The 22,439-nt window shown below is 72.0% G+C and carries 17 protein-coding genes; 6 read left to right on the top strand and 11 right to left on the bottom strand.

The window, feature by feature from the left end:
* Window positions 1-13: 13 nt before the first annotated feature.
* From ELR47_RS03915 to ELR47_RS03895, 5 genes are all read right to left on the bottom strand, one after another.
* Window positions 14-385, bottom strand: a complete 372-nt coding sequence (locus ELR47_RS03915; protein WP_205745428.1) for a DUF6027 family protein — start codon at window positions 383-385, stop codon at window positions 14-16.
* Window positions 386-402: 17 nt separating this feature from the next.
* Window positions 403-1,611 (bottom strand): acetyl-CoA C-acetyltransferase, encoded by a 1,209-nt coding sequence (locus tag ELR47_RS03910; RefSeq protein WP_130648700.1) that lies wholly within the window; start codon window positions 1,609-1,611, stop codon window positions 403-405.
* A 140-nt stretch (window positions 1,612-1,751) separates the two neighbouring features.
* Window positions 1,752-2,234, bottom strand: coding sequence for a bacterioferritin (gene bfr / locus ELR47_RS03905; RefSeq protein WP_130648699.1), 483 nt, complete (start codon window positions 2,232-2,234; stop codon window positions 1,752-1,754).
* A gap of 70 nt (window positions 2,235-2,304) precedes the next feature.
* Window positions 2,305-2,577, bottom strand: coding sequence for a (2Fe-2S)-binding protein (locus ELR47_RS03900; RefSeq protein WP_130648698.1), 273 nt, complete (start codon window positions 2,575-2,577; stop codon window positions 2,305-2,307).
* 88 nt (window positions 2,578-2,665) lie between these two features.
* The gene (locus tag ELR47_RS03895; protein WP_130648697.1) at window positions 2,666-3,472 is read right to left on the bottom strand and encodes an ABC transporter ATP-binding protein; all 807 of its coding nucleotides are present in this window, start codon (window positions 3,470-3,472) and stop codon (window positions 2,666-2,668) included.
* 242 nt (window positions 3,473-3,714) lie between these two features.
* On the opposite strand from ELR47_RS03895, the gene ELR47_RS03890 reads away from it, so the two are divergent.
* Window positions 3,715-5,250, top strand: coding sequence for a phosphoenolpyruvate carboxykinase (locus tag ELR47_RS03890; RefSeq protein WP_165403828.1), 1,536 nt, complete (start codon window positions 3,715-3,717; stop codon window positions 5,248-5,250).
* A gap of 96 nt (window positions 5,251-5,346) precedes the next feature.
* Here ELR47_RS03890 and ELR47_RS03885 read toward each other — a convergent pair whose 3' ends face one another.
* The 3 genes from ELR47_RS03885 to ELR47_RS03875 form a co-directional block, all read right to left on the bottom strand.
* Complete coding sequence (locus ELR47_RS03885; RefSeq protein WP_130648695.1) at window positions 5,347-6,234, bottom strand: sigma-70 family RNA polymerase sigma factor; 888 nt, start codon at window positions 6,232-6,234, stop codon at window positions 5,347-5,349.
* A gap of 242 nt (window positions 6,235-6,476) precedes the next feature.
* Window positions 6,477-7,727, bottom strand: a complete 1,251-nt coding sequence (locus tag ELR47_RS03880; protein ID WP_130648694.1) for an arginine deiminase — start codon at window positions 7,725-7,727, stop codon at window positions 6,477-6,479.
* Window positions 7,724-8,335 (bottom strand): NYN domain-containing protein, encoded by a 612-nt coding sequence (locus ELR47_RS03875; protein WP_205745427.1) that lies wholly within the window; start codon window positions 8,333-8,335, stop codon window positions 7,724-7,726. Before ELR47_RS03875 ends, ELR47_RS03880 begins: the two co-directional genes overlap by 4 nt.
* Before the next feature lie 114 nt (window positions 8,336-8,449).
* Here ELR47_RS03875 and ELR47_RS03870 point away from each other — a divergent pair, with 114 nt between their 5' ends.
* On the top strand, window positions 8,450-9,106 hold the full coding sequence (locus ELR47_RS03870; RefSeq protein ID WP_130648692.1) for an O-methyltransferase: 657 nt from the start codon (window positions 8,450-8,452) through the stop codon (window positions 9,104-9,106).
* 18 nt (window positions 9,107-9,124) lie between these two features.
* Here ELR47_RS03870 and ELR47_RS03860 read toward each other — a convergent pair whose 3' ends face one another.
* Together ELR47_RS03860 and ELR47_RS03855 are read right to left on the bottom strand one after the other, a co-directional pair.
* Window positions 9,125-10,066, bottom strand: coding sequence for an META domain-containing protein (locus tag ELR47_RS03860; RefSeq protein ID WP_130648691.1), 942 nt, complete (start codon window positions 10,064-10,066; stop codon window positions 9,125-9,127).
* Window positions 10,067-10,116: 50 nt separating this feature from the next.
* Window positions 10,117-10,563, bottom strand: coding sequence for a DMT family transporter (locus ELR47_RS03855; RefSeq protein ID WP_165403827.1), 447 nt, complete (start codon window positions 10,561-10,563; stop codon window positions 10,117-10,119).
* 312 nt (window positions 10,564-10,875) lie between these two features.
* Here ELR47_RS03855 and ELR47_RS03850 point away from each other — a divergent pair, with 312 nt between their 5' ends.
* From ELR47_RS03850 to ELR47_RS03840, 3 genes are all read left to right on the top strand, one after another.
* Window positions 10,876-12,819, top strand: a complete 1,944-nt coding sequence (locus tag ELR47_RS03850; RefSeq protein ID WP_370469415.1) for a protein meaA — start codon at window positions 10,876-10,878, stop codon at window positions 12,817-12,819.
* 285 nt (window positions 12,820-13,104) lie between these two features.
* A complete protein-coding gene (locus ELR47_RS03845; protein WP_130648689.1) occupies window positions 13,105-14,550 on the top strand; it encodes a vanadium-dependent haloperoxidase in 1,446 nt (481 codons plus the stop codon).
* 89 nt (window positions 14,551-14,639) lie between these two features.
* Entirely contained in the window at window positions 14,640-15,347 is a 708-nt protein-coding gene (locus tag ELR47_RS03840; RefSeq protein WP_130648688.1) for a hypothetical protein, read from the top strand.
* A gap of 64 nt (window positions 15,348-15,411) precedes the next feature.
* On the opposite strand, the gene ELR47_RS03835 is transcribed toward ELR47_RS03840, so the two are convergent.
* Entirely contained in the window at window positions 15,412-17,226 is a 1,815-nt protein-coding gene (locus ELR47_RS03835) for a hypothetical protein (RefSeq protein WP_130648687.1), read from the bottom strand.
* 532 nt (window positions 17,227-17,758) lie between these two features.
* On the opposite strand from ELR47_RS03835, the gene ELR47_RS03830 reads away from it, so the two are divergent.
* Complete coding sequence (locus tag ELR47_RS03830) at window positions 17,759-22,390, top strand: YDG domain-containing protein (protein WP_130648686.1); 4,632 nt, start codon at window positions 17,759-17,761, stop codon at window positions 22,388-22,390.
* Window positions 22,391-22,439: the final 49 nt, after the last annotated feature.

The following is a 22,439-nucleotide window of genomic DNA, read 5'->3' as shown; positions in this document are numbered from 1 at the left end:
CGCGGCGGGGCCGTCAGGACACGTCGGGATCGAGCCCCGCGCGCAACCACGCGACGACCTCGCGCATGCCTTCGTAGGCCGCCAGCCGCGCCGCGTCGTCGCCGACCTCCTCCGCCGTGGCGACCAGGCGGGCGAGGTGGTCGACGCCGGAGACCCCGAGCTCGAGGACGCCCTCGCTGCCACCGCTGGCCCATCGCGCGAGCACGTAACGCACCAGCGCCCCCACGGGCAGACCGCTGGCCGCGCTGAGTCCCTGCAGGGTGACCAACGGATCGAGGTGACCGTACGCGGCGACGTCCGCGCGCAGACCGGCGAACGCGTCGCTGCCGGCCGGGCCGTCCCAGCGCTCGAGCCGGACGGTCGGCGCCCCGGGGGCGGCGGCCACCTCGGATCCGTCCGGGTTCAGGACAACCGCTCGACGACCATCGCCATGCCCTGGCCGCCGCCGACGCACATCGACTCGATCCCGAAGGTCGCGTCGCGGTGCCGCAGGCCGTTGAGCAGCGTGTTGGTGATGCGGGCCCCGGTCATCCCGAACGGGTGCCCGCAGGCGATCGACCCCCCGTGCGGGTTGAGCCGGTCGATGTCGATGCCCAGCTCACGCGCCGAGGGGATCACCTGCGCGGCGAACGCCTCGTTGATCTCGACGATGTCGATGTCCCCGATGCTCATCCCGGCGTGGTCGAGCGCCTGACGGATCGCGCCGACCGGGCCGAGACCCATGATCTCGGGGTCGAGCGCCGAGACCCCGGTCGACACGATGCGGGCCAGCGGCTCGATGCCCAGCTCGGCCGCCTTGGTGTCGCTCATGACGACCACCGCCGCCGCGCCGTCGTTGAGCGGGCAGGCATTGCCGGCGGTGACCGTGCCGTCGGGCCGGAAGACCGGTTGGAGCTCGGCGAGCTTGTCGCGTTCGGTCGACGGGCGCGGCGAGTCGTCCCGGGTCATCGTCTCCCCGTTGGGGAGGTCGATGGGGGTGATCTCCCGCTCCCAGAAGCCTTCGGCGTCGGCCTTGGCGTAGCGCATCTGCGACTCGTAGGCGAAGTCGTCCTGTTCCTCGCGCGAGATGCCCCTGATGCTGGCCACGTTCTCGGCCGTCTGCCCCATGGGGATGTAGATGTCGGACAGACCCTCCGGCGCCTCCCAACCCGTGGCGCCCTGCTGCGCCCGCTGCTCGGTGCGTGCCTCGGCGTCCGCGAACCGGGGGTTGTGCGTGTCCGGCAACGAGTCGGAGTTTCCCTTCACGAACCGGGACACCAGCTCGACACCGGCGGAGACGAACACGTCCCCCTCGCCGGCCTTGATGGCGTGGAACGCCATGCGGGTGGTCTGCAGCGACGACGAGCAGTAACGCGTCACGGTCGTGCCGGGAACCTCCCAGCCGAGCAGGGTCGTCACGACGCGGGCCATGTTGAAGCCCTGCTCCCCGCCGGGCAGGCCGCAACCGAGGTGCACGTCGACGACGTCGGACGGCGCCAGCTGCGGCACCTGGTCCATCGCCGCCTGGATGATGGTCGCGGTCAGGTCGTCGGGACGCAGCTCGATCATCGAGCCCTTGAAGGCCCGGCCGATCGGCGTTCGAGCGGCGGCGACGATCACGGCTTCGGGCATGTTCAGTCCTCCGGCACAGCGCACGGCCACCGGTCGGACCGCGCTCCCGTCGTCGATGTTAACGCTTGCTCACATCGACGGCCGCCGAGACGACGGTGCCCGCGGCGCAGCTCGCCGCGGGCACCCGTCGTCGAGATCGCTCAGCCCTCGCTCGCGCCGAGCGTGAAGTTGGCGAGCCAGCCCTGCAGACCGACCAGCTCGATGGCGTCGAGCTGGGTCTCGTAGAAGTCGAGGTGCTCCTCTTCCTCGCGCAGCGCCTCGGCGAGCAGCTCGCGGGTGCCGTTGTCCCCGACCTCCTGGCACAGGGCGATACCGGCGTTGAGCTTGTCGACGGCTTCTGCCTCGCGGGCCATGGCGAGCTGCAGCATCTCCTGGGCACTCTCCCCGATCTGCACGGTGTTCATGCGCTGCAGGTTGGGGTGCCCGTCGAGGAACAGGATGCGGTCGATGTACTTGTCCGCGTCCTCCATCTCCTCCAGGGAGTACTTCTTGAACACCTCGCCGAGCCCGTACAGGCCCCAGTTGTTCAGCATGCGGTAGTTGAGCCAGTACTGGTTGATGAGCGTCAGCTCGAACGTGAGGATGTCGTTGAGCAACTCGAGAACGCGCTCGTCACCACGCATGGACATGCTCCTGGGGTCGTCGGGTCGAGGGGCCACCGCACGCCGCGGCGCTCGGACCTCGCACCCTAGGTCACCCGGCCGCCGGGCGCGCCACGGCGGCTGCCGGCAGGACGGGTGCACGGTGCCCGCCGCCGCGCCGTGCCGCCTGCCGCAGACCGACGAGGTCGGGCTGCCGGATCGCCGCGGCGGCCTCGGCGAGCAGGTCCTCGATGGTCGGGACGCAGCCGCCGCACACCGTTGCGGCCCCGCAGGCATCGCTCACGCCGTCGACGTCGACCGCCCCCGCAGCGATCGCTGCCCGGATGTGGCGGTCACTCACGACGTTGCAGTGGCAGACGTACACGGCGGACCTCGTGGAACCGGCGCGACGGCCGGGTCGGCGACGCCCGTAGATTAGGTGAGCCTCACCTGGCGCGCCAGTGCCGGGTGCCTCAGGTGGCGGTGACCGCACGCGCGGTGAACCTGCCGCCCACCGACTCCACCGCGACGGGCAGGCCGAAGCAGGCCGACACCGGTCCGTTCCGCAGCACCTCGCCCACCGGCCCCTGAGCCACGACGGTCCCCTCGCGCAGCAGCAGCGCGCGGCGGATGCCGCGCGGCAACTCCTCGAGGTGATGGGTGACCAGCACGGTCGTCGGCCCTCCCGGTTCGTCCAGCAGCGCGTCGAGATCACGCAGCAGCGACTCCCGACCGCCGAGATCCAGACCGGCGAACGGCTCGTCCAGCAGCAGCAGCGCCGGTTCGGCGACCAGCGCCCGGGCGATGCGCACCCGCTGGCGCTCCCCCTGCGACAGGGTGTCGACGCGGCGACCGGCGAGGTGCCCCGCACCGACCCGCTCGAGCGCCCGCTGGGCCGTGGCACGCACCTGCGGGTCGTCGAGGATCCCCGGCGCGGGCCACAGGCTCCCACGGCGCGCCGCCGCGACCAACGGCAGCGCGTCGGCGCGCACGTGGAGCAGGTCGTCGAGGGCCGTACTGACGAAGCCGACGCTGGCCCGCAGTGGACGCAGGTCCGCGGCGCCGAAACGCACACCCAGGACCGACGCGTCCCCGTCCGAGGGGAACCGATAGGTCGACAGCACCCGCAGCAACGTGGTCTTGCCCGAACCGTTGGGACCGAGGACCGCGAGGTGCTCACCGGCCGCCAGCGCCAACTGCACGCCGTGCAGCAACCTCGCCCCGTCGACCCGTACCCCGACCCCGCACAGCTCGACGACCGGCGATGCCTCGGCGTGCACTCGGGCTCCTCGTGCGGACCACCCGTCGTCGGGCGGGCGGGCATGATCGTAGCGCCGACGGCCGGTGGGACGATCGGTTCCCGATCGTTCCGAGGACGTCGAGAACCGGCCCAGAACGGCACGGATCGGCCGATCTCTGCCGTTGCGCGGATTGGGGCGCACCCCCGCACGATCGCTACCGTGTCCACGAGGGTCGCAGCCCGGTGGAGGGCCGGGCACCTTCCCGGGAGGAACACCGAACCATGCCGTTCGCGTTGCCGAATGCCACGTCCGTCACCGCCAATCCCACGCAGGCCGAGCTCCGGGAGTGGGTGCTCGAATTCATGCCACGGGTCACCGAGACCGAGTTCGGCAACCTGAACTACCAGGCTCGGATCCTGGCCCGACTGACGCCCTCGACCTTCTTCGTCTCCGACGCCCCCACCGGCAAGCAGGTGATGGCGCGCGACGAGGCCGAGCAGTGGGCGGCCAAGCAGGACGCCTACGTCGCCGAGCAGGACATGGTCCTGATGGAGGGCTACATCGGCCCGGACCCGGCGTTCCGCACCGGCACCCGGCTGTTCATGGAGAAGTCCAACAGCAACGTGCCGGCCATGCAGCAGCAGCTGTACTTCCCGCGCGACGAGGACTGGACGCCGGAGTTCACGGTGATCTACACGCCCGGCCTGCGGGTTCCCGAACACCACGAGGAGTGCCTGATCCTCGTCGACCTCGACAACTACGTCACGCGCGTCATGGGCTCCGACTACTTCGGGGAGTCCAAGATGGGCGGTCTGCGGATGTGGAACAAGCTGGTCTACGACCGTGGCGGGCTCGCGATGCACTCCGGCGCGAAGACCTTCCCCGCGGAGTCGACGGCCGACGGCGCCGAGCGACTCGCGCTGATCATCGGGCTGTCGGGCACCGGCAAGACCACCACCACGTTCCGCAACGTCAAGGGATCGCTGCCGGTGCAGGACGACTTCATCGCCTTGATGCCGGGCGGAACCGTCCACACCACGGAGAACGGCTGCTTCGCCAAGTCGTTCGGGCTCGACCCCGACGACGAGCCGACGATCTACGGCGGCGCCACCCGCCCCGACGCCTGGCTCGAATCGGTGGCCGTGGACCCCGAGACCGGCAAGGTCGACTTCTTCGACGACAGCTACACCGCCAACGGCCGGGTGACCTTCCCGCTGGAGAACATCCGTCACCGGGACCCCCGGGACCTGCCGAAGGCGCACTACCTGTTCATCCTCAACCGCAACGAGAACCTGATCCCGGCGGTCGCCAAGCTCAAGCCGGAGCAGGCCGCCTACTACTTCATGCTCGGCGAGACGAAGGGCACCTCGGCCGGCGGGGCCCACGAGGCCGGCAAGAACCTGCGGGTCCCGGGAACCAACCCGTTCTGGTTCGAGGAGGAGTCCTCGATGGGCAACCGGTTCCTCGAACTGCTCGAGACCTGTGAGCTCGAGGTCTACCTGTTCAACACCGGCCGGGTCGGCGGCCCCGACGACGACGAGCGTTCGAAGAAGGTGCGCATCCCCCACTCGGCGGCCGTCCAGGAGGCGATCGTCGACGGCACGATCGAGTGGGAGGAGGACCCGGACTTCGGCTACCTCGTCGCCTCGTCACTGCCCGGCATCGACGACGACGAACTGCTCCAGCCGCGCAAGCTCTACGAGCGGCAGGGGCGGATGGACGAGTACCGGGCGCTGGTCGAGCGGCTCGCGACCGAGCGGGCCGAGTACCTGGCGAAGTTCACCTCGCTGGACCAGTCGATCGTGAAGGCCGGCTGACACGCGGGCGACGACCGCAGGAGGGGCCCGCGCATGCGGGCCCCTCCTGCGTGCTGCTGCGGTCCACCGGCCGGGACGCCGGCGGGACGGCGTCGCTCAGGCCGAGACGACGTCGGCGGTGGCGACGGGCTCGGCGGTGAGGCGGGTGCGCCAGGTGGTGTTGGTCGAGACCTGGGCGACGTAGGCGGCACGGCGGCGCTTGCCCGGGGCGTCGGCGGGCACGGTGGGCACGTTGTCGTAGGCGGTCCCGAAGTAGGCCTGCAGCGCGTGCAGGGCCTCGTGACGCAGCTGCGACGCGCGGGCCTCGGTCACCCCGAGGTCGTCGGCGATGTCGCGCAGCAACCGGCCCTCGAAGTGGTGCTCGACCAGGACCTTGCGGGGCAGCTCGGGCAGGTGCGCGATCGCGGTGCGCAGCGTGCCGACGAGCTCGTTGTGCTCCAGCGCGGCCTCGGGCAGCCACGCGGTGTCCTGCTCGACCAGCCGGTCACCGAGCACCCCGCCCGACTCGTCCTCACGCACCGGACGGTCCAGCGTCAGCAGCGTGGAGGTCACCGCGGCCGCCCGTCGCGAGCGGACCGCGGACTCGTCGGTGCCCATCGCCTCGGCGATCTCGGCGTCGTCGGGACGGCGCTGCAGCTTCTCCTCGAGCTCGGCCTGGGTCGACTCGATCGTGCGCAGGTCACGACGCAGCCGCCGGGTCGCCCAGTCACGCGAGCGGGTCGCGTCGAGCACCGCACCACGGATGCGGATCGCGGCGTAGCGGCCGAAGGGCACCCCGGTGGAGGGGTCGTAGCGGTGGGCGGCGTCGACCAGACCGGCCGCGCCGGCGCCACGCAGCTCGTCGCGGTCGACGTGGCGCGGGAAGCGGGCCGAGAGCTGGTTGACCACGTGGCCGACCAGGTAGAGGTGCTCCTCGACCAGCGCGTTGACGTCGACGGCGGTGGACACGCCCGTGGCGGTCGCGGTGGCGGTGGCGGTGGTCATGGCGATCGTGGCTCCCGGTGGCGTTCGTCCCTGCGGCAAGTCGGACGATGCCCCAGTCCCGGCCCGGGACCGTCACCGCTTCACGCTCCCTTCACGCCACCTTCCGCCATGTTCCCGGGCGCTTCACGACGTGCTCATGCAACCGCCCTGTGTTATTGACGGAGGTAGGGGCGAACGGGCACATCCAGCGCCGTCGACCGTTCCCAAACCGACTCTTGCGTCGACGCCGGGCCGGTCGACCGTCAACGCACCAAGGGGTCGCGCGCCACCGGGCAGGACATGCAGCGCGGCCCCCCGCGTCCGCGCGGCAGTTCGTAGGACGGGATCGTGTGGACCTCGATCCCCGCGGTGTCGAGGATCTCGTTGGTGGCGACGTTGCGCTCGTAGGCCACCACCACCCCCGGCCGCACGGCCAACGTGTTGTTGGCGTCGTTCCACTGCTCGCGCTCGGCGCGGATCGACCCGAGTGCCGGCTCGATCGCCCGGGCATGGTCGAGCCCGGCCGCCCAGGCCAGCCCCTGCAGGAACCCGGCGTGCTCGGCGACGTGCAACCCCCCGCCCGGGCGCGGGGTGACGGCGTACGCCCGCAGGCTGGCCGTCATCGTCGGGTAGGTGATGAACGCGTCGACGTCGACCTGGGTCACGATCGTGTCGAGGTGCATCGCGGCGCGCACCTTGGGCAGGTCGACGGCCAGGACGCGGTCGACGACGCCGGCCTCGAACAGCCGGGTCGCGAGCGCCTCGACCCCGGCCGGCGTGGTGCGCTCGGACATGCCGACCGCGAGCCCACGCTCGCCGACCACCAGCAGGTCGCCGCCCTCGAAGGTGGCCGGGAACCACTCGGTTCCCTCCCCGCCGAACCAGATCGGCGCCTCGGCGAAGCGGGGATGGTGGGAGTACACGGTGCGCAGCAGGTCGGTCTCGCGGCGGCGCACCAGACGGTTCATCGGGGAGAGGACGACCCCCTCCCCGATCCAGGCCGAGGAGTCACGCGTGAAGACCGCGTTGGGCAGCGGCTGCAGCAGCATCTGCGTCTGCCCGCTGACCGTGGTGACCAACCCGTCGCCGGGGCCGACCTCCTCGACCGACACCCCGCCGATCAGGTGCTCCACCAACTGTGCCGGTGGATTGTCCAGCAGCAGGTCACGGATGCGACCGACGGCCTGCGGGCCACAGTCGCGCTCGGTGACGTGCCGCTCGACGACCCGGCGTGCCACGGCATCGTCGGCGACCACCTCGGCGAGCAACGCCTCGACGTAGAGCACCTCGACGTCGAGCCCGCGCAGCACGTCGGCGAACGCGTCGTGCTCGGCCTGGGCGTGCTCGACCCACAGCAGCTCGTCGAACAGCAGCTGGTCCATGTTGCTGGGCGTGATGCGCTCGACCTCCGTGCCCGGCCGGTGCAGCAGCACGGTGCGCAGCTGGCCGACCTCGGAGCGGACCGAGGGTGCCGTGACCGGCGTCGAGGTCTCGACCGGGGCGGCACCGGTCATCGGTCCTCACCCCACCCGGGCGAGGAGGGATGGGCACCGAGTCGGCCGCGAGGCTCGAACCAACGGCCCTCCACCGGCAGCAGCTCCAGGGTCAGGCGCGGCAGCGGTTCGCCGAACAGCCCCTCGATGGTTTCGAGGTCGACGAAGCGCACCCCCTGCGCCGTCGAGAGCCCGCCGGCGTACTCCGCGAAGCCGAGCACGTTGACCGCCACGCCGCGGTCGGCGAGCTCCTCGAGGGGGCCGAGGAACGCCCGCGCGTCGTTGGAGCCCACGTACACCGCGTCGAGGTCGCCCTGGTCGAAGCGTTCCCACAGGTGCTCGACCATGTCGTCGTCGACGTCGCTGTCGCCGTGCTTGGGCTTGGCGAACACCCGGTAGCCCTGCTCGAGCAGCCACATGACCCACCCGCGCATCGGACCCGCGACGTGCGGCGCGACGTTGACGAACACGGCCGCCTCGACCTCGTCGTCACCCTCGGCGTGATCGACCAGCCAGGAGCCCAGCACCGCCAGGTCCGGCCGCTCCTTGGGCGTCGGCTTGCCCTCGATGATGTTCGCCAACGTCATGTCGACGTTGGGTGCGTCCCACACCAGCACGTGACGTCCCACGAGCGGCTCCTGTCCACGGCGATCGACCCGCACCCTAGGCCGCGGACCCGGGACCACCGCACGACGTGGCACGATCCCGTGGACACCCGCGCCCCGAGCACGACGGAGGAAGACGTGGCACGCCTGCTCCCCGACGAGGTCGACGACTACCTGACCGGCCTGGCCGGCATCGGCCTCACCGACCCCGTGCTCGAGGAGATGGAGGCGCGCGCCCGCGAGCACCGCTTCCCGATCGTGGGCCGCGCCGTCGGCCGCCACCTCGAGCTGCAGGCGCGGGCCGTCGGTGCCCGGCGCGTGATGGAGCTCGGCAGCGGGTACGGCTACTCGGCGTACTTCTTCGCCCGGGCGGTCGGCGAGGACGGCGAGGTGGTGTGCACCGACGGTGACCCGGACAACGCGGCCCGGGCCGAGGGCTACCTGCGCCGGGCCGGGCTGTGGGACCGCGTCGACTACCACGTCGGTGACGCACTCACGAGCTTCGCCGGGGTCGAGGGCGAGTTCGACGTCGTGTACTGCGACGTCGACAAGGACGGCTACCCCGACGCCTGGGAGGCCGCCCGTGACCGGGTCCGCGTCGGCGGGCTGTGGATCTGCGACAACACGCTGTGGGGCGGTCGGGTCGCCGGCGTGCCCGCCGAACCCGACGAGTTCCGTGACCGGGTCACGCCCGACATCGTCGCCATGACCCGCGCGGTCGCCGAGGACGAGCGCTACGTGAGCTCGCTGGTGCCGCTGCGCGACGGCGTGCTGGTCGCCCTGCGCGTCGCCTGAGCACCGGCGGGCGAGGGTTCAACCGGCGTCGACGGCGCGGAAGCGCAGGGACGTCTCGCTGCCGAGCTGGCCGACGACGAGCTCGTCCCCCTCGACCACGGTGGTGAACGCCCGGCCGAGCCCGTCGAGGGCCGCCGTCTGCGCGGGCTGGTCCTCGAGGCAGACGCCGTCGGGGTCGGCGTACTCGGCGCTCCAGGCCGGGACGGCCACCTCGGCCCCGGCGACGACCCACTCGGCCTCGACGGTGAAGCAGTCGGCGGTCACCGTGTACGTGCCCTCGCCGACGTGCAGGGCGACCCGGTCGGTGACACGGACGACGCTCGCGTCGGGCCCCTCGCCGTGCTGGATCGCGACCAGCTGCCAGCGCCCGCGCATCGTCCGGTCCGCCGCGGGAGCGAGCCGTTCGTACACCAGTCGCGTGTCGGGTCCGCGCAGCGTCAGGACGTCACCCTCCGCCAATTCCACGGCCAGCGTTCCGGACGGATGCCAGGCGTCGAGGTAGCGCCGCTCGACCGCGAGCAACGGCTCGTCGCAGCCCATGCCGGTGGAGGACAGCCACTCGAGGACGAGCTCGCCGCCGTCCAGCGCGTAGGCGGCGTCGTAGGCGTTGCAGGCGGCGGTGCCGTGCAGCGTGCCCTCGTCCGGGTCGAGACGCAGGGTGACGTGGGCGTCGTCGGGAACGGCCAGCACACCGTCGCCGACCTGCCCGTCGACGAGCATCCAGGTGTCGTCGCCGACGCGGGACTCGAGGTCTTCCGTCGCCGGGTCCTCGGTCGCCGGGTCCTCGGTCGCCGGGTCTCCGGTCGCCGGGTCTCCGGTCGCCGGGTCTCCGGTCGCCGGCGCCTCGGGCCCCGCATCGCTCGGCGCGTCGACAGGGGCGGCGACGGGTGGGACGTTGTCCGCGCAGCCGACCGCGAGGGCCGACAGGGCGACGAGGGGAAGGAGTCGTGGGGTGCGCATGCCGGTGGGACGTCGTACGTGCCGCGACGGTTCCCGCGGGTCGGCCCCGCTCAGCCGGCGACGGGGCCCCGGCTGGCGACGACGTAGACACCGACGACGATGATCACCGCGCCGAGCACGCGGACCGGGTCGAGGGCGACGGCCCGGCCCACCACTCCGCTGGCCTCCAGGGCGAAGCCGAGGACCAACTGCACGCCGGTCACGATCGCCAGCGTCGAGGCGAGCCCGAGCCCGCTGACCGCCACCGCGATGCCGGTGACCAGCAACATGCCGGCCACGCCGGCGAGCAGCCCCCACGGTGCCTGGCGGACGGCGGCCACCTCGAAGCCCAGTCGCGGGGCGACCAGCACACCGAGCGTGCCGAACACCAGGCCGGCCAGGTGCACCCAGAAGGCCGCCACGAAGGGGTTGAGGTTCGCGCCGAACGCGCCGATCAGCGCGGACTGGATGGCGATGAGCGCGCCGGCGAGCACGGCGGCGAGGACGGCGATGGGCACGACGGGTCCTTGGCGGGCGGTTGCAGGCGGCGACGCGAGGCCGAGCCGACCGAGCCTAGCGGCGACGCGGAAACGCCTCGGACGGCGCTGCCCGTCGCGGCCCGTCATGAGTTGGGGGCGCGCGCGGGCGGCCGGTTACGCTCACCGACGGGAGCACGACAGGCAGTGGGCACGACCCTGCGGGACGCCGACGCGATGCGTCGCTCGCGTGGGTCGAGACGGCCGAGAGGTGCGATCGTGAGTGAGCGACGTGGTCCCGAACCGACCGTGGCGGACGGTGCGGCCCGGCCCGAACGGGACCGGCCGTGGCTGATGCGCACCTACTCGGGGCACTCCTCGGCCGCGGCCTCCAACGCGCTCTACCGCGCCAACCTCGCCAAGGGCCAGACCGGCCTGTCGGTCGCCTTCGACCTGCCGACGCAGACCGGCTACGACAGCGACCACGTGCTCGCCCGCGGCGAGGTCGGCAAGGTCGGTGTCCCGGTCACCTCGCTGGATGACCTGCGGACCTTGTTCGACGGCATTCCGCTCGACCGCATGAACACGTCGATGACGATCAACGCCACGGCGATGTGGCTGCTGGCCCTCTACGTCGCGGTCGCCGAGGAGCAGGGCGCCGACGTCGCCGCGCTCGCCGGCACGACGCAGAACGACATCGTCAAGGAGTACCTCTCGCGCGGGACCTACGCGTTCCCGCCCACGCCGTCGATGCGGCTGACCACCGACGTCGTCGCCTGGACGGTGCGGCACCTGCCGCGCTGGAACCCGCTCAACATCTGCAGCTACCACCTGCAGGAGGCCGGCGCGACGCCGGTGCAGGAGCTCGCGTTCGCGCTCGCCAACGCCATCGCGGTACTCGACGCCGTCCGGGAGCGCGGCCAGGTGCCCGAGGAGGAGTTCGGGCAGGTCGTCGGTCGCATCTCCTTCTTCGTCAACGCCGGCATCCGGTTCGTCGAGGAGGTCGCCAAGCTGCGTGCCTTCGTCGAGCTGTGGGACCGCATCACCCGCGAGCGCTACGGCGTGACCGATCCGAAGCTGCGCCGGTTCCGCTACGGCGTGCAGGTCAACTCGCTCGGCCTGACCGAGCAGCAGCCGGAGAACAACATCGCCCGCATCCTGATCGAGATGCTGGGCGTGACGCTGTCGAAGGGCGCCCGGGCCCGGGCGGTGCAGCTGCCCGCCTGGAACGAGGCGCTCGGCCTGCCGCGGCCGTGGGACCAGCAGCTCAGCCTGCGGATGCAGCAGGTGCTCGCCTTCGAGACCGACCTGCTCGAACACGACGACCTGTTCGACGGCTCCGTGGTGATGGAGCGCAAGGTCGCCGGGCTGGTCGAGGCGGCCCAGGCACTGCTCGACGACGTGCTCGCGCGCGGCGGCGCGCTCGAGGCGGTCGACTTCATGAAGTCGGAACTCGTGCGCTCGAACGCCGAGCGCCTGCGTCGCATCGAGTCGGGCGAACAGCAGGTCGTCGGCGTCAACGTCTTCCCCACCGGGGAGCCCTCCCCACTGCTCGACGACGAGGGCGGCATCCTCGTGGTCGACGACGCGGCGGAGGCCGAACAGCTGGCGCGGCTCGAAGCCTGGCGTGCGCGCCGCGACGAGGCCGCCGTGGCCGCCGCCCTCGCCGAACTCCGACGCGTGGCGGCGACCGACGACAACCTGATGCCCGCGTCCATCGCGTGCGCGCGGGCGGGGGTCACGACCGGCGAGTGGACGGGCGTGCTGCGCGAGGTGTTCGGCGAGTACCGCGGCCCGACCGGGGTCGGCGGACAGGCGCTGACCTCGGGCGGCGCGCTGGCCTCCCAGCTCGAGACCGCGCGGCGGCGGGTGCACGAGGTCGAGGCGCGCCTCGGGCGCAAGCTGCGCATCCTCGTCGGCAAGCCCGGCCTCGACGGACACTCCAACGGCGCCGAGCAGGTGGCGCTGCGGGCCCGTGACCTCGGGATGGAGGTCGTCTACGAGGGCATCCGGCTGACCCCGGAGCAGATCGTGCGGGCTGCCGTCGACGAGGACGTCCACGTCGTCGGTCTGTCGATCCTGTCGGGCTCGCACCTCTCGCTGGTCCCGCAGGTGGTGGCGGGCCTGCGGCGCGAGGGGCACGACGTCCCGGTCGTCGCCGGGGGGATCATCCCGCCGGCCGACGCCCGCCGGCTGCGCGAGTCGGGCGTGGCCGCGGTGTTCACCCCCAAGGACTTCGAGCTCACCGACCTGCTGGTCGAGGTCGCGGAGCTGGCCGCGGCGCGCGCCGCCGTCTGAACCGGAGCCGGCACCGGCGCGGTCGAGGCGCGGTCGCCGGCCGCTTTCGTGCCCACACAACCGTGCGTCACGCAACGAGTGCCACCGCATGGAGGCGCGCAGCCTGCGCCGTCGCGCCGCCCCGCGCCCGTCGTGCGCGGGAAGCGCCCGGAGCAACGGCGAACGCGGCCGAATCCCACCTCCGACGCAACCGGACTGGCACGGTCCACGTCTTCAGGGGCACTTCAGTCGCTATCAGGGTGACTGGCGGGGGCGGACCAGGGGTGGTCCGCGGAAGGGCACATCATGTCGGGGATCTCGTCGTCGCGTGCGCGCGCAACCGCGTCGGACGGAGCAGCGCAACTCGATCGCCGGCAGTTCCTCGCCGGCGCGGGCCGAGGAGCCGCCGGCGCCGTCGGCCTGCGCGTGCTCGGCGCCGCCGGAGCCGGCGGGCTGGCCAGCCTGCTGTCGGTCACGCCGGCGGCCGCTTCCGAGGGCCAGCACCGCGGCCACCGCGCCGACCGCTACAGCGGTCAGGTCGTCGCGGACTGGTACCGCACCGTCTACCAGGCCATCATGGACGAGGGCACGACGCCCCCGCCGGCGGCCCGCATCTACGCTTGCCTCGCCATCGCCGCCTACGAGGCCGTGGTGGACGGGGCACCGCGTCTGCGGTCGCTGGCGGGCCAGCTCAACGGCTTGACCGCGACACCCCGCCCGGACCGCTCCGCGCTGCACTGGCCGACGGTGGCCTCGGCGGCGATCGCCGCCTGTGCGGACGGGGTCCTGCACGCCGCGTCGGCCTCGCTGCGCCAGCAACTGGTGGGCCACTTCGCGACCCACCTCGAACAGGAGCGCCGCGCCGGCGTGGCCGCCGACGTCCTGCGCCTGTCGGTGGCACACGGCCAGCGCGTCGGGACCCACGTCGCCGCCTGGGCCGCCGGTGACGGCGCCGACACCACGGTCGGACGCGTCTACGCCCCGCCCGTCGGCCCGGACCTGTGGCGCTCGACCCCACCGAACTTCGGGCCGGCCATCGACCCCCACTGGGGGGCGAGCGTGCGGCCGATGGCGCTGCCTTCGCCCGACGCCTGCGCACCGCCGCCGCCGCCGGCCGCGTTCAGCACCGATGCGAACTCGGCGTTCCGGGCCCAGGCCGACGCGGTGCTGGCGGCCTTCGACGCACTGACCGACGAGCACCGTTCGATCGCGATGTTCTGGCGCGACAACCCGATCACCAGCGGGCTGCCGTCGGGCCACTGGATGCTGTTGGTCGGGCAACTGTGCACCGAGCGCGGACTGACGCTCGACCGCACGGTCGAGGCCCACGCCATGGCCGGCATCGCGTTGGCCGACGCCTTCACCTCCTGCTGGTACCACAAGTACGTCCACAACCTGCTCCGGCCGGTGTCGTACATCCGCGAGCACGTGCCGGGCCGCGAGCAGTGGCTCTCCTACGTCAACACGCCGCAGTTCCCCGAGTACACCTCCGGGCACTCGGTCGCGTCCCGGGCGGTCGCGACCGTGCTGACGGCCACGATGGGCACCTTCCCCTACACCGATCGCGTCCACGACCTGCGCAACCCGCACCTCGGGCACCGCTCGTTCGCGTCGTTCGACGCGGCGGCCGACGAGGCAGCGCACTCGCGACTGCTCGGCGGCATCCACTACCCGATGGGCATCGACGTCGGCAAGACCCAGGGCGACCGCGTCGGCCAGACCGTCCTGCAGCGCGTCACGACCCGTCGTTGACCACGGGCGGCCGCGCCGCCCACCGATGTCCTGCCCCGTCGGGGCGGCGACCACCGTCCCTCGGGACGACCTACGAGCAAGGAACCACCATGCAGGCACTGACCATGCGCGCCTCCCGGCGCGCGGCGGCGCTCGCCGCCACCCTCGCCGCGACGATGGCCCTCACCGCCGTCGGGACCGACGCCGCCGAGGCGCGCGAGCGGTCCAGCTACCGCTCCAGCGGCAACTTCGCCTCGGCGCAGTGGATCCAGGTCGACGACGTGCCCGTCGGACAGAACCCCACCGTCGGCAACGTCCACCGCGGGTGGCTCGACGTCGAGCCCAGCGGCAAGGACCGCGCCGACGTCTGGGGTTGGATCGAGGACTTCGACTGCGAGCCCGGCGAACTCCCCGGCCACGGCGGTCACGGCTTCGAGGAGGAGGAGCCGTCGGGCTGCGTCCACGTCGGTGAGCGGTGGATCGACGGCTACGACGTGTCGTTCACGATGGACAAGAAGCTCTCGAGCGCCCGCCTGAGCGCGCCGGCCGGCGTGATCACGGTGGCCGGCGGGCACGGTGACGGCGACTTCTTCGCCCAGCCGCCGGTCGACATGGTCTGGAACGGCGTCGGCGACGTGCGCAGGAGCAGCTGGCGGGAGACCGAGAAGGTCGGCAGGACGACCTACACCTACAGCTACTCGAGCACCAGCCGCGAGGCCACGATGAGCGGCCGCTTCGGGCCGATGGGCTTCGACCCGGCGCTCTCGGGCGGCCAGTTCGGCTCCCGCACGGTGAGCTCGAAGTCCTCGACGAAGTAACGGTCCGCGAGGAGACATGGAACGCCCCCGGCCGAGGCCGGGGGCGTTCCGTGTTCCGGTGCGGTCAGCTGCAGGCGAGCTTGCTGGCGACGTTGCTCAGCGCGTTCGCCGCGTTGCCCTTGCCGTTGCCGCCCTTGGCGACCTGCGCCTGCGCGTTGGCGATGCCGTTGCAGCCCGGGTGCTGCGCCGGCGTCGTCGGAGCGACGACCACCGGCGGGGCCGGCGCGACCCAGGTGTCGACCGCGAGCTGCGCGGCCGCCTGGTTGGCCTGGGCGATCGCCAGCCGTCCCTCGAGCGCTGCCAGCGCCGCCGCCGCGTCGGTGACGGCAGCGGTCGCGCCGTCGACCTCGGTCATGGCGTCGGCCAGGTCCGCCTTCTCGTCGGCCAGGTCACCGGCGGCCGAGAGCTCGGCCGCCTTGGCGTCGTCGAGCTTCTCCTCCGCCACGACCAGCGCGTCCGCGGTGGTGTCCGCCGCCGCCCGCTTCGAGACGAGGACGGCGTTGGCGTCCGCCGAGTCGTCGTCGGCCTGGCGCTGCGAGATGGTGGCGTCAGCGAGCTGGCCTTCGGCAGCGGCCAGCCGTGCTTCGGCGTCGGTCAACGCCGTGTCCGCCTCGACCAGCCCGGTACGCGCCGTGTCCAGGGCGTCGGTCGCGCCGGCGAAGGCGTCCGCCGCGTCCTGCAGGGCCGTGCCGGTGGTCGTGACGCGCTGGTCCGCGACCGCGTACTCCTTGGTGGCGTTCTCGAGCTGCGTCGTGGCAGCGTCGAGGACGGCGGAGGTGCGCTCGACCTCGGCGTCGGCGTCGGCCAGCTCGGCACGCGCAGCGCTCAGCTCCGCGTCCGCCACCGCCTGCGTCGACTGGGTCGTGGTCAGCGCGGCCTGGGCGTCGGTGAGCTGCTGCTGTGCGGCAGCGACACCCGCCTCCGCGTTGGCGACCACGCCCTTCTGGGTGTTCAGCTTGGTGAGAGCCGCGGCGCGATCGGCACGGCACGTGACCTGCGCGGCGCTCTGCGCGTTCTCGTTGCACGCGAACGCGTCGTACGCCGCCTGCAGCGCGTCGCGCTCCGAGATGGCTGCGGACAGGGCGGCGCGGGTGCCCGCGAGCTTCGACGTCTCGAGGTCCACCGCGGCCTGGGCGTCGGCGACCGCGTCGGCCGCCTGCTTGGCGAGCTGCTCGGCAGCGACGACGAGTCCGGCGGCGTCCTCCTGGTCGCCGAGGGCGTCCTGGTGAGCCGTCGTGGCGGCCTCGTGGGCCCCGTCGGCGATGTCGACCGCACCGGCGGCGACCGTCCGAGCCTCGAGCGCCAGCTCGTGGTCCGTCGTTGCGGTGGTGACCTTCGCCTGGGCGGCCACGGCGGCCTGCTCGGCGCTGGTCACCGCGCTCGCGGCGTCGTCACGCTGTTGCGTCGCATCGGCGACGTCCGCGACGGCGGCGTCGAACTCGGTCTGCGCCGCCGCGACCGCGGTCGCGGCCTTGGCGGCCGCCTGGGCGGCCGCTTCTGCCTCGGCAGTCGCCTCGACGAGCGCGGACTGTGCCGCGTTGTCGGCGTCGGACGCCCCTTCGACGGCCACCTGGGCAGCGGCGACCGCGGCGACCGCGGAAGCGTGGGCCTCGACGGCCGCGTCGTATGCCCGCTGGGCCGCCGCCTGGGCGGCCTCCGCGGAAGCGAGCCGCTGCTCGGCAGCGGCGAGGTCACCGGCGGCGTCCTCGACGTCCGCCTCGAGTGCCTCAACCTCTGCGGTCGCGGTGGCGAGTGCGTCCTCCAACTCCTCGAGCGACGACTGCTCGGCGGAAACCGTGTCGGTCGAAGCGGCGAGCGCGGGCCCCGCGAACGCCGTCAACGACGTCGTGATGGCGCAGAGCGCCAAGAACTTGCGCATGTGTGTGGTCCTTCCCGGGACGCCGGTATGGCGTCGGATCCAGCGGGAAGGTGTGTCGGTTTCGCCCCTGGCTCCCCAACCGGCTCGGCGACCAACTACCGCCGGTTGGATCAGTGCCCCACACCTACCGGAGAGTGCCCCTTGCAGTTCTCCAGCTCCTTGCGGAAAGCAGTGAAGCGAACGCGCAGTGTTACCGTCGCCCGACCAATAACTTTGTGCGTTCAATGACACACATTCCGTTACCGGAAGCGAGGTGCCGCTGCCCTCGCTAGACCCACCGGTTCGTGCCGCCGACCATCAATATTGATGAACTCTCCGCCGGTTTCAGATTCGGCTCAGGTTCGAGCCCGAGAGTTCCTGTTGCGAGCGAAGGGCTTCGCAATGGTGTGAGGCAACGATCCACTGGGCGGTAGTTGGTCGCCGAGTCCGGTGGGGAGCCAGGGCGAACCCGACGCACCCCCAAGGTTTGGACGCCGCATCAGGTCGGCGTCCCGAGTACAGGGGAGGGTGCCTCGTGGCGCCTCGAACTTCCGTGACACCGTCGCCGCGACGCGGCCACCTGCGTTCCGTCATCGCCTTCACGCTGGCGGTGCTGATGTTGCTGCCCAACGTGGCACTGGCACAGACCGACACGTCGCCGTGGATCACCAGCGACAAGGACGACTACGCCCCCGGCGAGCTCGTCACGCTGACCGGCGGCAACTGGCAGCCGGGCGAGACCGTCAACATCGACGTCGACGACGACCAGACCAAGACCTGGCGTCGCAACGTCGACGTGGTCGCCGACGCGGACGGCAGGATCGTCGACGCGTTCAACCTGCCGAACTGGTTCGTGGCGACCTACGAGGTCGTCGCCACCGGCGCGGTGTCCGGGACGGTGACCCACGGCTTCACGGACGGCAACCTCCGCTTCCTTACCACGAACAACGCCACCAACTTCGAGGCGACCTGGACCAAGCACACCAGCAGCGCTTGCCCCGCCGGGAACGTCAGTGGTTCGAGGCCGACCAGCGCCTCGGGCACCGTGCGCCACTCACCGGGCAACACGCTGGCCGCCGGCGCCAGCAATGGCGAGTGGATCCGCGTCACGGCACCGGCAACGATCGGCTCGATGGTCTTCTCGAGTTGGACCGGACCGAGCAACTTCTCGACCACCGACGCGACGCTGTGCGCCCCCGGCTTCGGGGACAACGGCACGAACGACTACACCGCCAACTACGTGCAGGCTCCCGCGGCTCCGGTGAAGACGACCACGTCGATCAACGCGGTCAGCGGAGCCGGCACCTTCGGCGGGTCCGCCACCTACACCGCGACGCTGAGCGCCGGCTCCACGGGCGTCGGCGGCAAGACCGTCGCCTTCTCCGTCGGTGACACCACCATCGGCTCGGCCACGACCAACGCGTCGGGCGTCACCTCCCTGACCGCGGACCTCGGCGGCCGGAACGCCGGCTCCCACCCGGTGACCGCGACCTTCACCGAGGACGGCACGCACCTCGGCAGCACCGGCAACGGCACGCTGACCGTCGCCAAGGCGCCTTCGAGCACCGTCGTCAGCTGCCCGGCCGACACGACCTACGACGGCTCGGCGCAGACCCCGTGCACGGCGAAGGCCACCGGCGCCGGCGGCCTGGACCAGACCGTCCCGGTCACCCACACCGACAACGTGAACGCCGGCACGGCGACGGCGGCGGCCAGCTTCGCCGCGACCACCAACCACCTCGCCAGCACCGACAGCACGACCTTCACCATCGACAAGGCCGCCACCACCACGACGGTGACCTGTCCGTCGAGCCGGCCGTACACCGGTTCGCCCCTCACGCCCTGCTCGGCGGAGGTCACCGGTGTCGCCGGCTTCAAGCAGCCGGTCGAGGTCGTCTACTCCGCGAACACCAACGCGGGCACGGCCACGGCGACCGCCGACTTCGCCGGCACCACGAACCACCGGAGCAGCCGCGGGACCGCCCAGTTCGCCATCGACCGGGTCGCCCAAAGCACGCTGACCATCACCACCCCCGACCGCGGCACCTTCGGTGACACCCTGGAGCTGGGAGCCACCGGCGGCAGCGGCACCGGCGCCATCGGCTTCGCGGTGAGCAGCGGCAGCGACGCCTGCCGCATCGGCACCGGCGCGAACGCCGGGAAGCTGGAGATCACCCGCGGCACCGGGACCTGCGAGGTCGTGGCCACCCGCGCCGGCGACGACAACCACGAGGCGAGCACCGCCACCAAGACGGTCGCCGTCGCGAAGGCGACCACCGAGCTGACCCTGAGCGGGCTGAGCCGGGTCTACAACGGCTCGACTTTCGCGGCGACGGTGACGACCTCGGTCGGTGACCTCACCGGCATCTCGGTGAGCTACTCGCGCGATGGCGAGTCGGCGAGCCCGCGGAACGCCGGCAGCTACCGCGTGCAGGCCTCGCTGGACCACCCCGACTACCGGGCCGAGACGGTCGTCGACACGCTCGTCGTCACCCCGAAGCCACTGAGCGGCAGCTTCGTCGTCGCCGACAAGGTCTACGACGGCAGCCGCGACGCCACGGTCTCCGACCCCGCACTGGACGGCGTCGTCGAGGGTGACGAGGTCCGCCTCGAGCTCCGCTCCGCGGCCTTCACAACCAGCAGCGCCGGCACCGGAGTCGTCGTCACCGCCGAGGCCACCCTCGCCGGCAAGCACGCGGCCAACTACACGGTTCCCGCCGTCGCCACGGCGAAGGCGGACATCACCCCGAAGACCCTGACGGGCAGCTTCACCGCCGCCGACAAGGTCTACGACCGCACCACCACCGCCACCGTCTCCGGCCGCACGCTCACCGGCGTCATCGACGGCGACCAGGTCACCCTCGACCTCGCCAACGCCGGCTTCGCCAGCAAGGACGTCGCCGACGACATCGACGTGACCGCCACCGCCAGCCTCACCGGCGACCACGCGGCCAACTACACGCTGGCTCCCGTCGCCGCCGCGAAGGCGGACATCACCCCCAAGACCCTGACCGGCAGCTTCACCGCCGCCGACAAGGTCTACGACCGCACCACCACCGCCACCGTCTCCGGCCGCACGCTCACCGGCGTCATCGACGGCGACCAGGTCACCCTCGACCTCGCCAACGCCGGCTTCGCCAGCAAGGACGTCGCCGACGACATCGACGTGACCGCCAGCGCCAGCCTCACCGGCGACCACGCGGCCAACTACACGCTGGCTCCCGTGGCCGCCGCGAAGGCGAACATCACCCCCAAGACCCTGACCGGCAGCTTCACCGCCGCGAACAAGGTCTACGACGGCACCACCACCGCCGTGGCGATGGCCAAGACGCTCGACGGCGCGCTCGGTGACGACGTGGTCACCCTCGTACTCCGGGACGTCACCTTCGCCAGCAAGAACGCGGCGACCGGCATCAAGGTGACCGCGGGCAAGGCCTCGATCGAAGGCGCCGATGCCCGCAACTACACCCTGGCCTCCGTCGGTAACACCAGCGCCAACATCGGCCACCGTGTGGTGGAGGTCGTCGCGACGGCCGAGGACAAGGTCTACGACGGCACCACCGCCGCCGAGGTCACGCTGTCGGTCGAGGACGTCCTCGAGGGCGAGACGGTCTCGGCCAAGGGCGACGCGCAGTTCGCGGACCGGCACGTCGGCACGGACAAGACGGTCACCGTCAGCGGCATCTCGCTCGTGGGCGACGACGCCAGCAACTACGCGCCGAAGCTCACGGAGGTGACCGCGACGGCGTCGATCACGACGATGGCCGTCACCGGGTCCTTCACCGTCGCGGACAAGGTCTACGACGGCACCACCGCCGCCGACGTTCGCAGCGTCGAACTCACCGGTGTCAAGAAGGGTGACGAGGTCAGCCTGCAACTGCAGGGCGCGACCTTCGACACCAAGGACGCCGGGAGGGGCAAGACCGTCACGGCGGTGGACCCTGCGCTGCACGGCCCCGACGCTGGCAACTACGCCCTGACCGTCGCCGACACCACGGCCGACATCACCCCGAAGGGCATCACCGGCACCTTCGCCGCCGCCAACAAGACCTACGACGGCACCACCACCGCCGAGGTCAAGGCCACCAGCCTGGTCGGCACGGTCGACGGTGACAAGGTGCAGCTGACCGGCGGCACCGCCACCTTCGACGACAAGAACGTTGGCACCGCCAAGACCGTCACCCTCACCGGCGCCAAGCTCGAGGGCGAGGACGCCGCCAACTACACCTGGAACGGTGTGTCGACCACCACGGCCGACATCACCGCCCGGTCGCTGACCGTGACCGCCAACGCCACCAGCAGGACCTACGACGGCACCACCGCCGCGTCGGTTTCGCTGTCCACCGACAAGCTGTCGGGTGACGTGGTCACCGCCGCGCACGCGGCCGCCGCGTTCGACGACAAGCTGGTGGGCACGGGCAAGACCGTGACCGTGACCGGCATCACGATCGCTGGTGCGGACGCCCGCAACTACACCCTGAGCAACACGACGGCGACGTCCAGCGCGGACATCACCAAGCGGTCCGTGACCGGCTCGTTCGCCGCCGCCAACAAGGTCTTCGACGGCACCACCGCGGCGTCGGCCAGCGACCGCAGCCTGGCCGACGTGGTCGTCGGCGACGCTGTCCGACTGACGGGTGGGACGGCGACGTTCGACACCGCAGCGGTCGGATCGGGCAAGACGGTGACGCTGAACGGGGCGTCGTTGTCGGGCACGGACGCGGGCAACTACACCCTCGTCGTACCCGTCACCGCCAAGGCGTCGATCACCGCCTGGAACGCCCAGGGTCACGGCTTCCACCAGCCGGTCGGCGCGGCCAACTCGGTCTTCGTCGCCGCCCCGGCGACGGCGCCCGCGGCGACCGCCAGCACCGTCTGGAACAGCGCCAAGGGCGGCTCGACGATCCCGCTGAAGTTCAACGTCCTCGCCGGTGGGGTCGAGCAGACCACCACCGCAGCGGTGACGGGCTTCACGGCCACCAAGTTGACCTGCAACACCGGGGCCACCAGTGACGAGGTCGACTTCGTCACCACCGGCAGCACCACGCTCCGGTACGACGCGGCGGACAAGCAGTTCATCCAGAACTGGCAGACGCCGAAGGTGACGGCGGACGGTTGCTACCGCGCGACGGTGACGTTCGCGGACGGCTCCTCCCTCTCGGCCTTCTTCCGCCTGCGCAAGTAACACGACCGCACGCACGGCCCGACTGGACGACGGGGCGGCCCTTCCAGGG

The organism is Egicoccus halophilus, assembly GCF_004300825.1.
Classification (GTDB): domain Bacteria; phylum Actinomycetota; class Nitriliruptoria; order Nitriliruptorales; family Nitriliruptoraceae; genus Egicoccus; species Egicoccus halophilus.
This window is presented reverse-complemented; position numbering and strand designations above follow the sequence as displayed.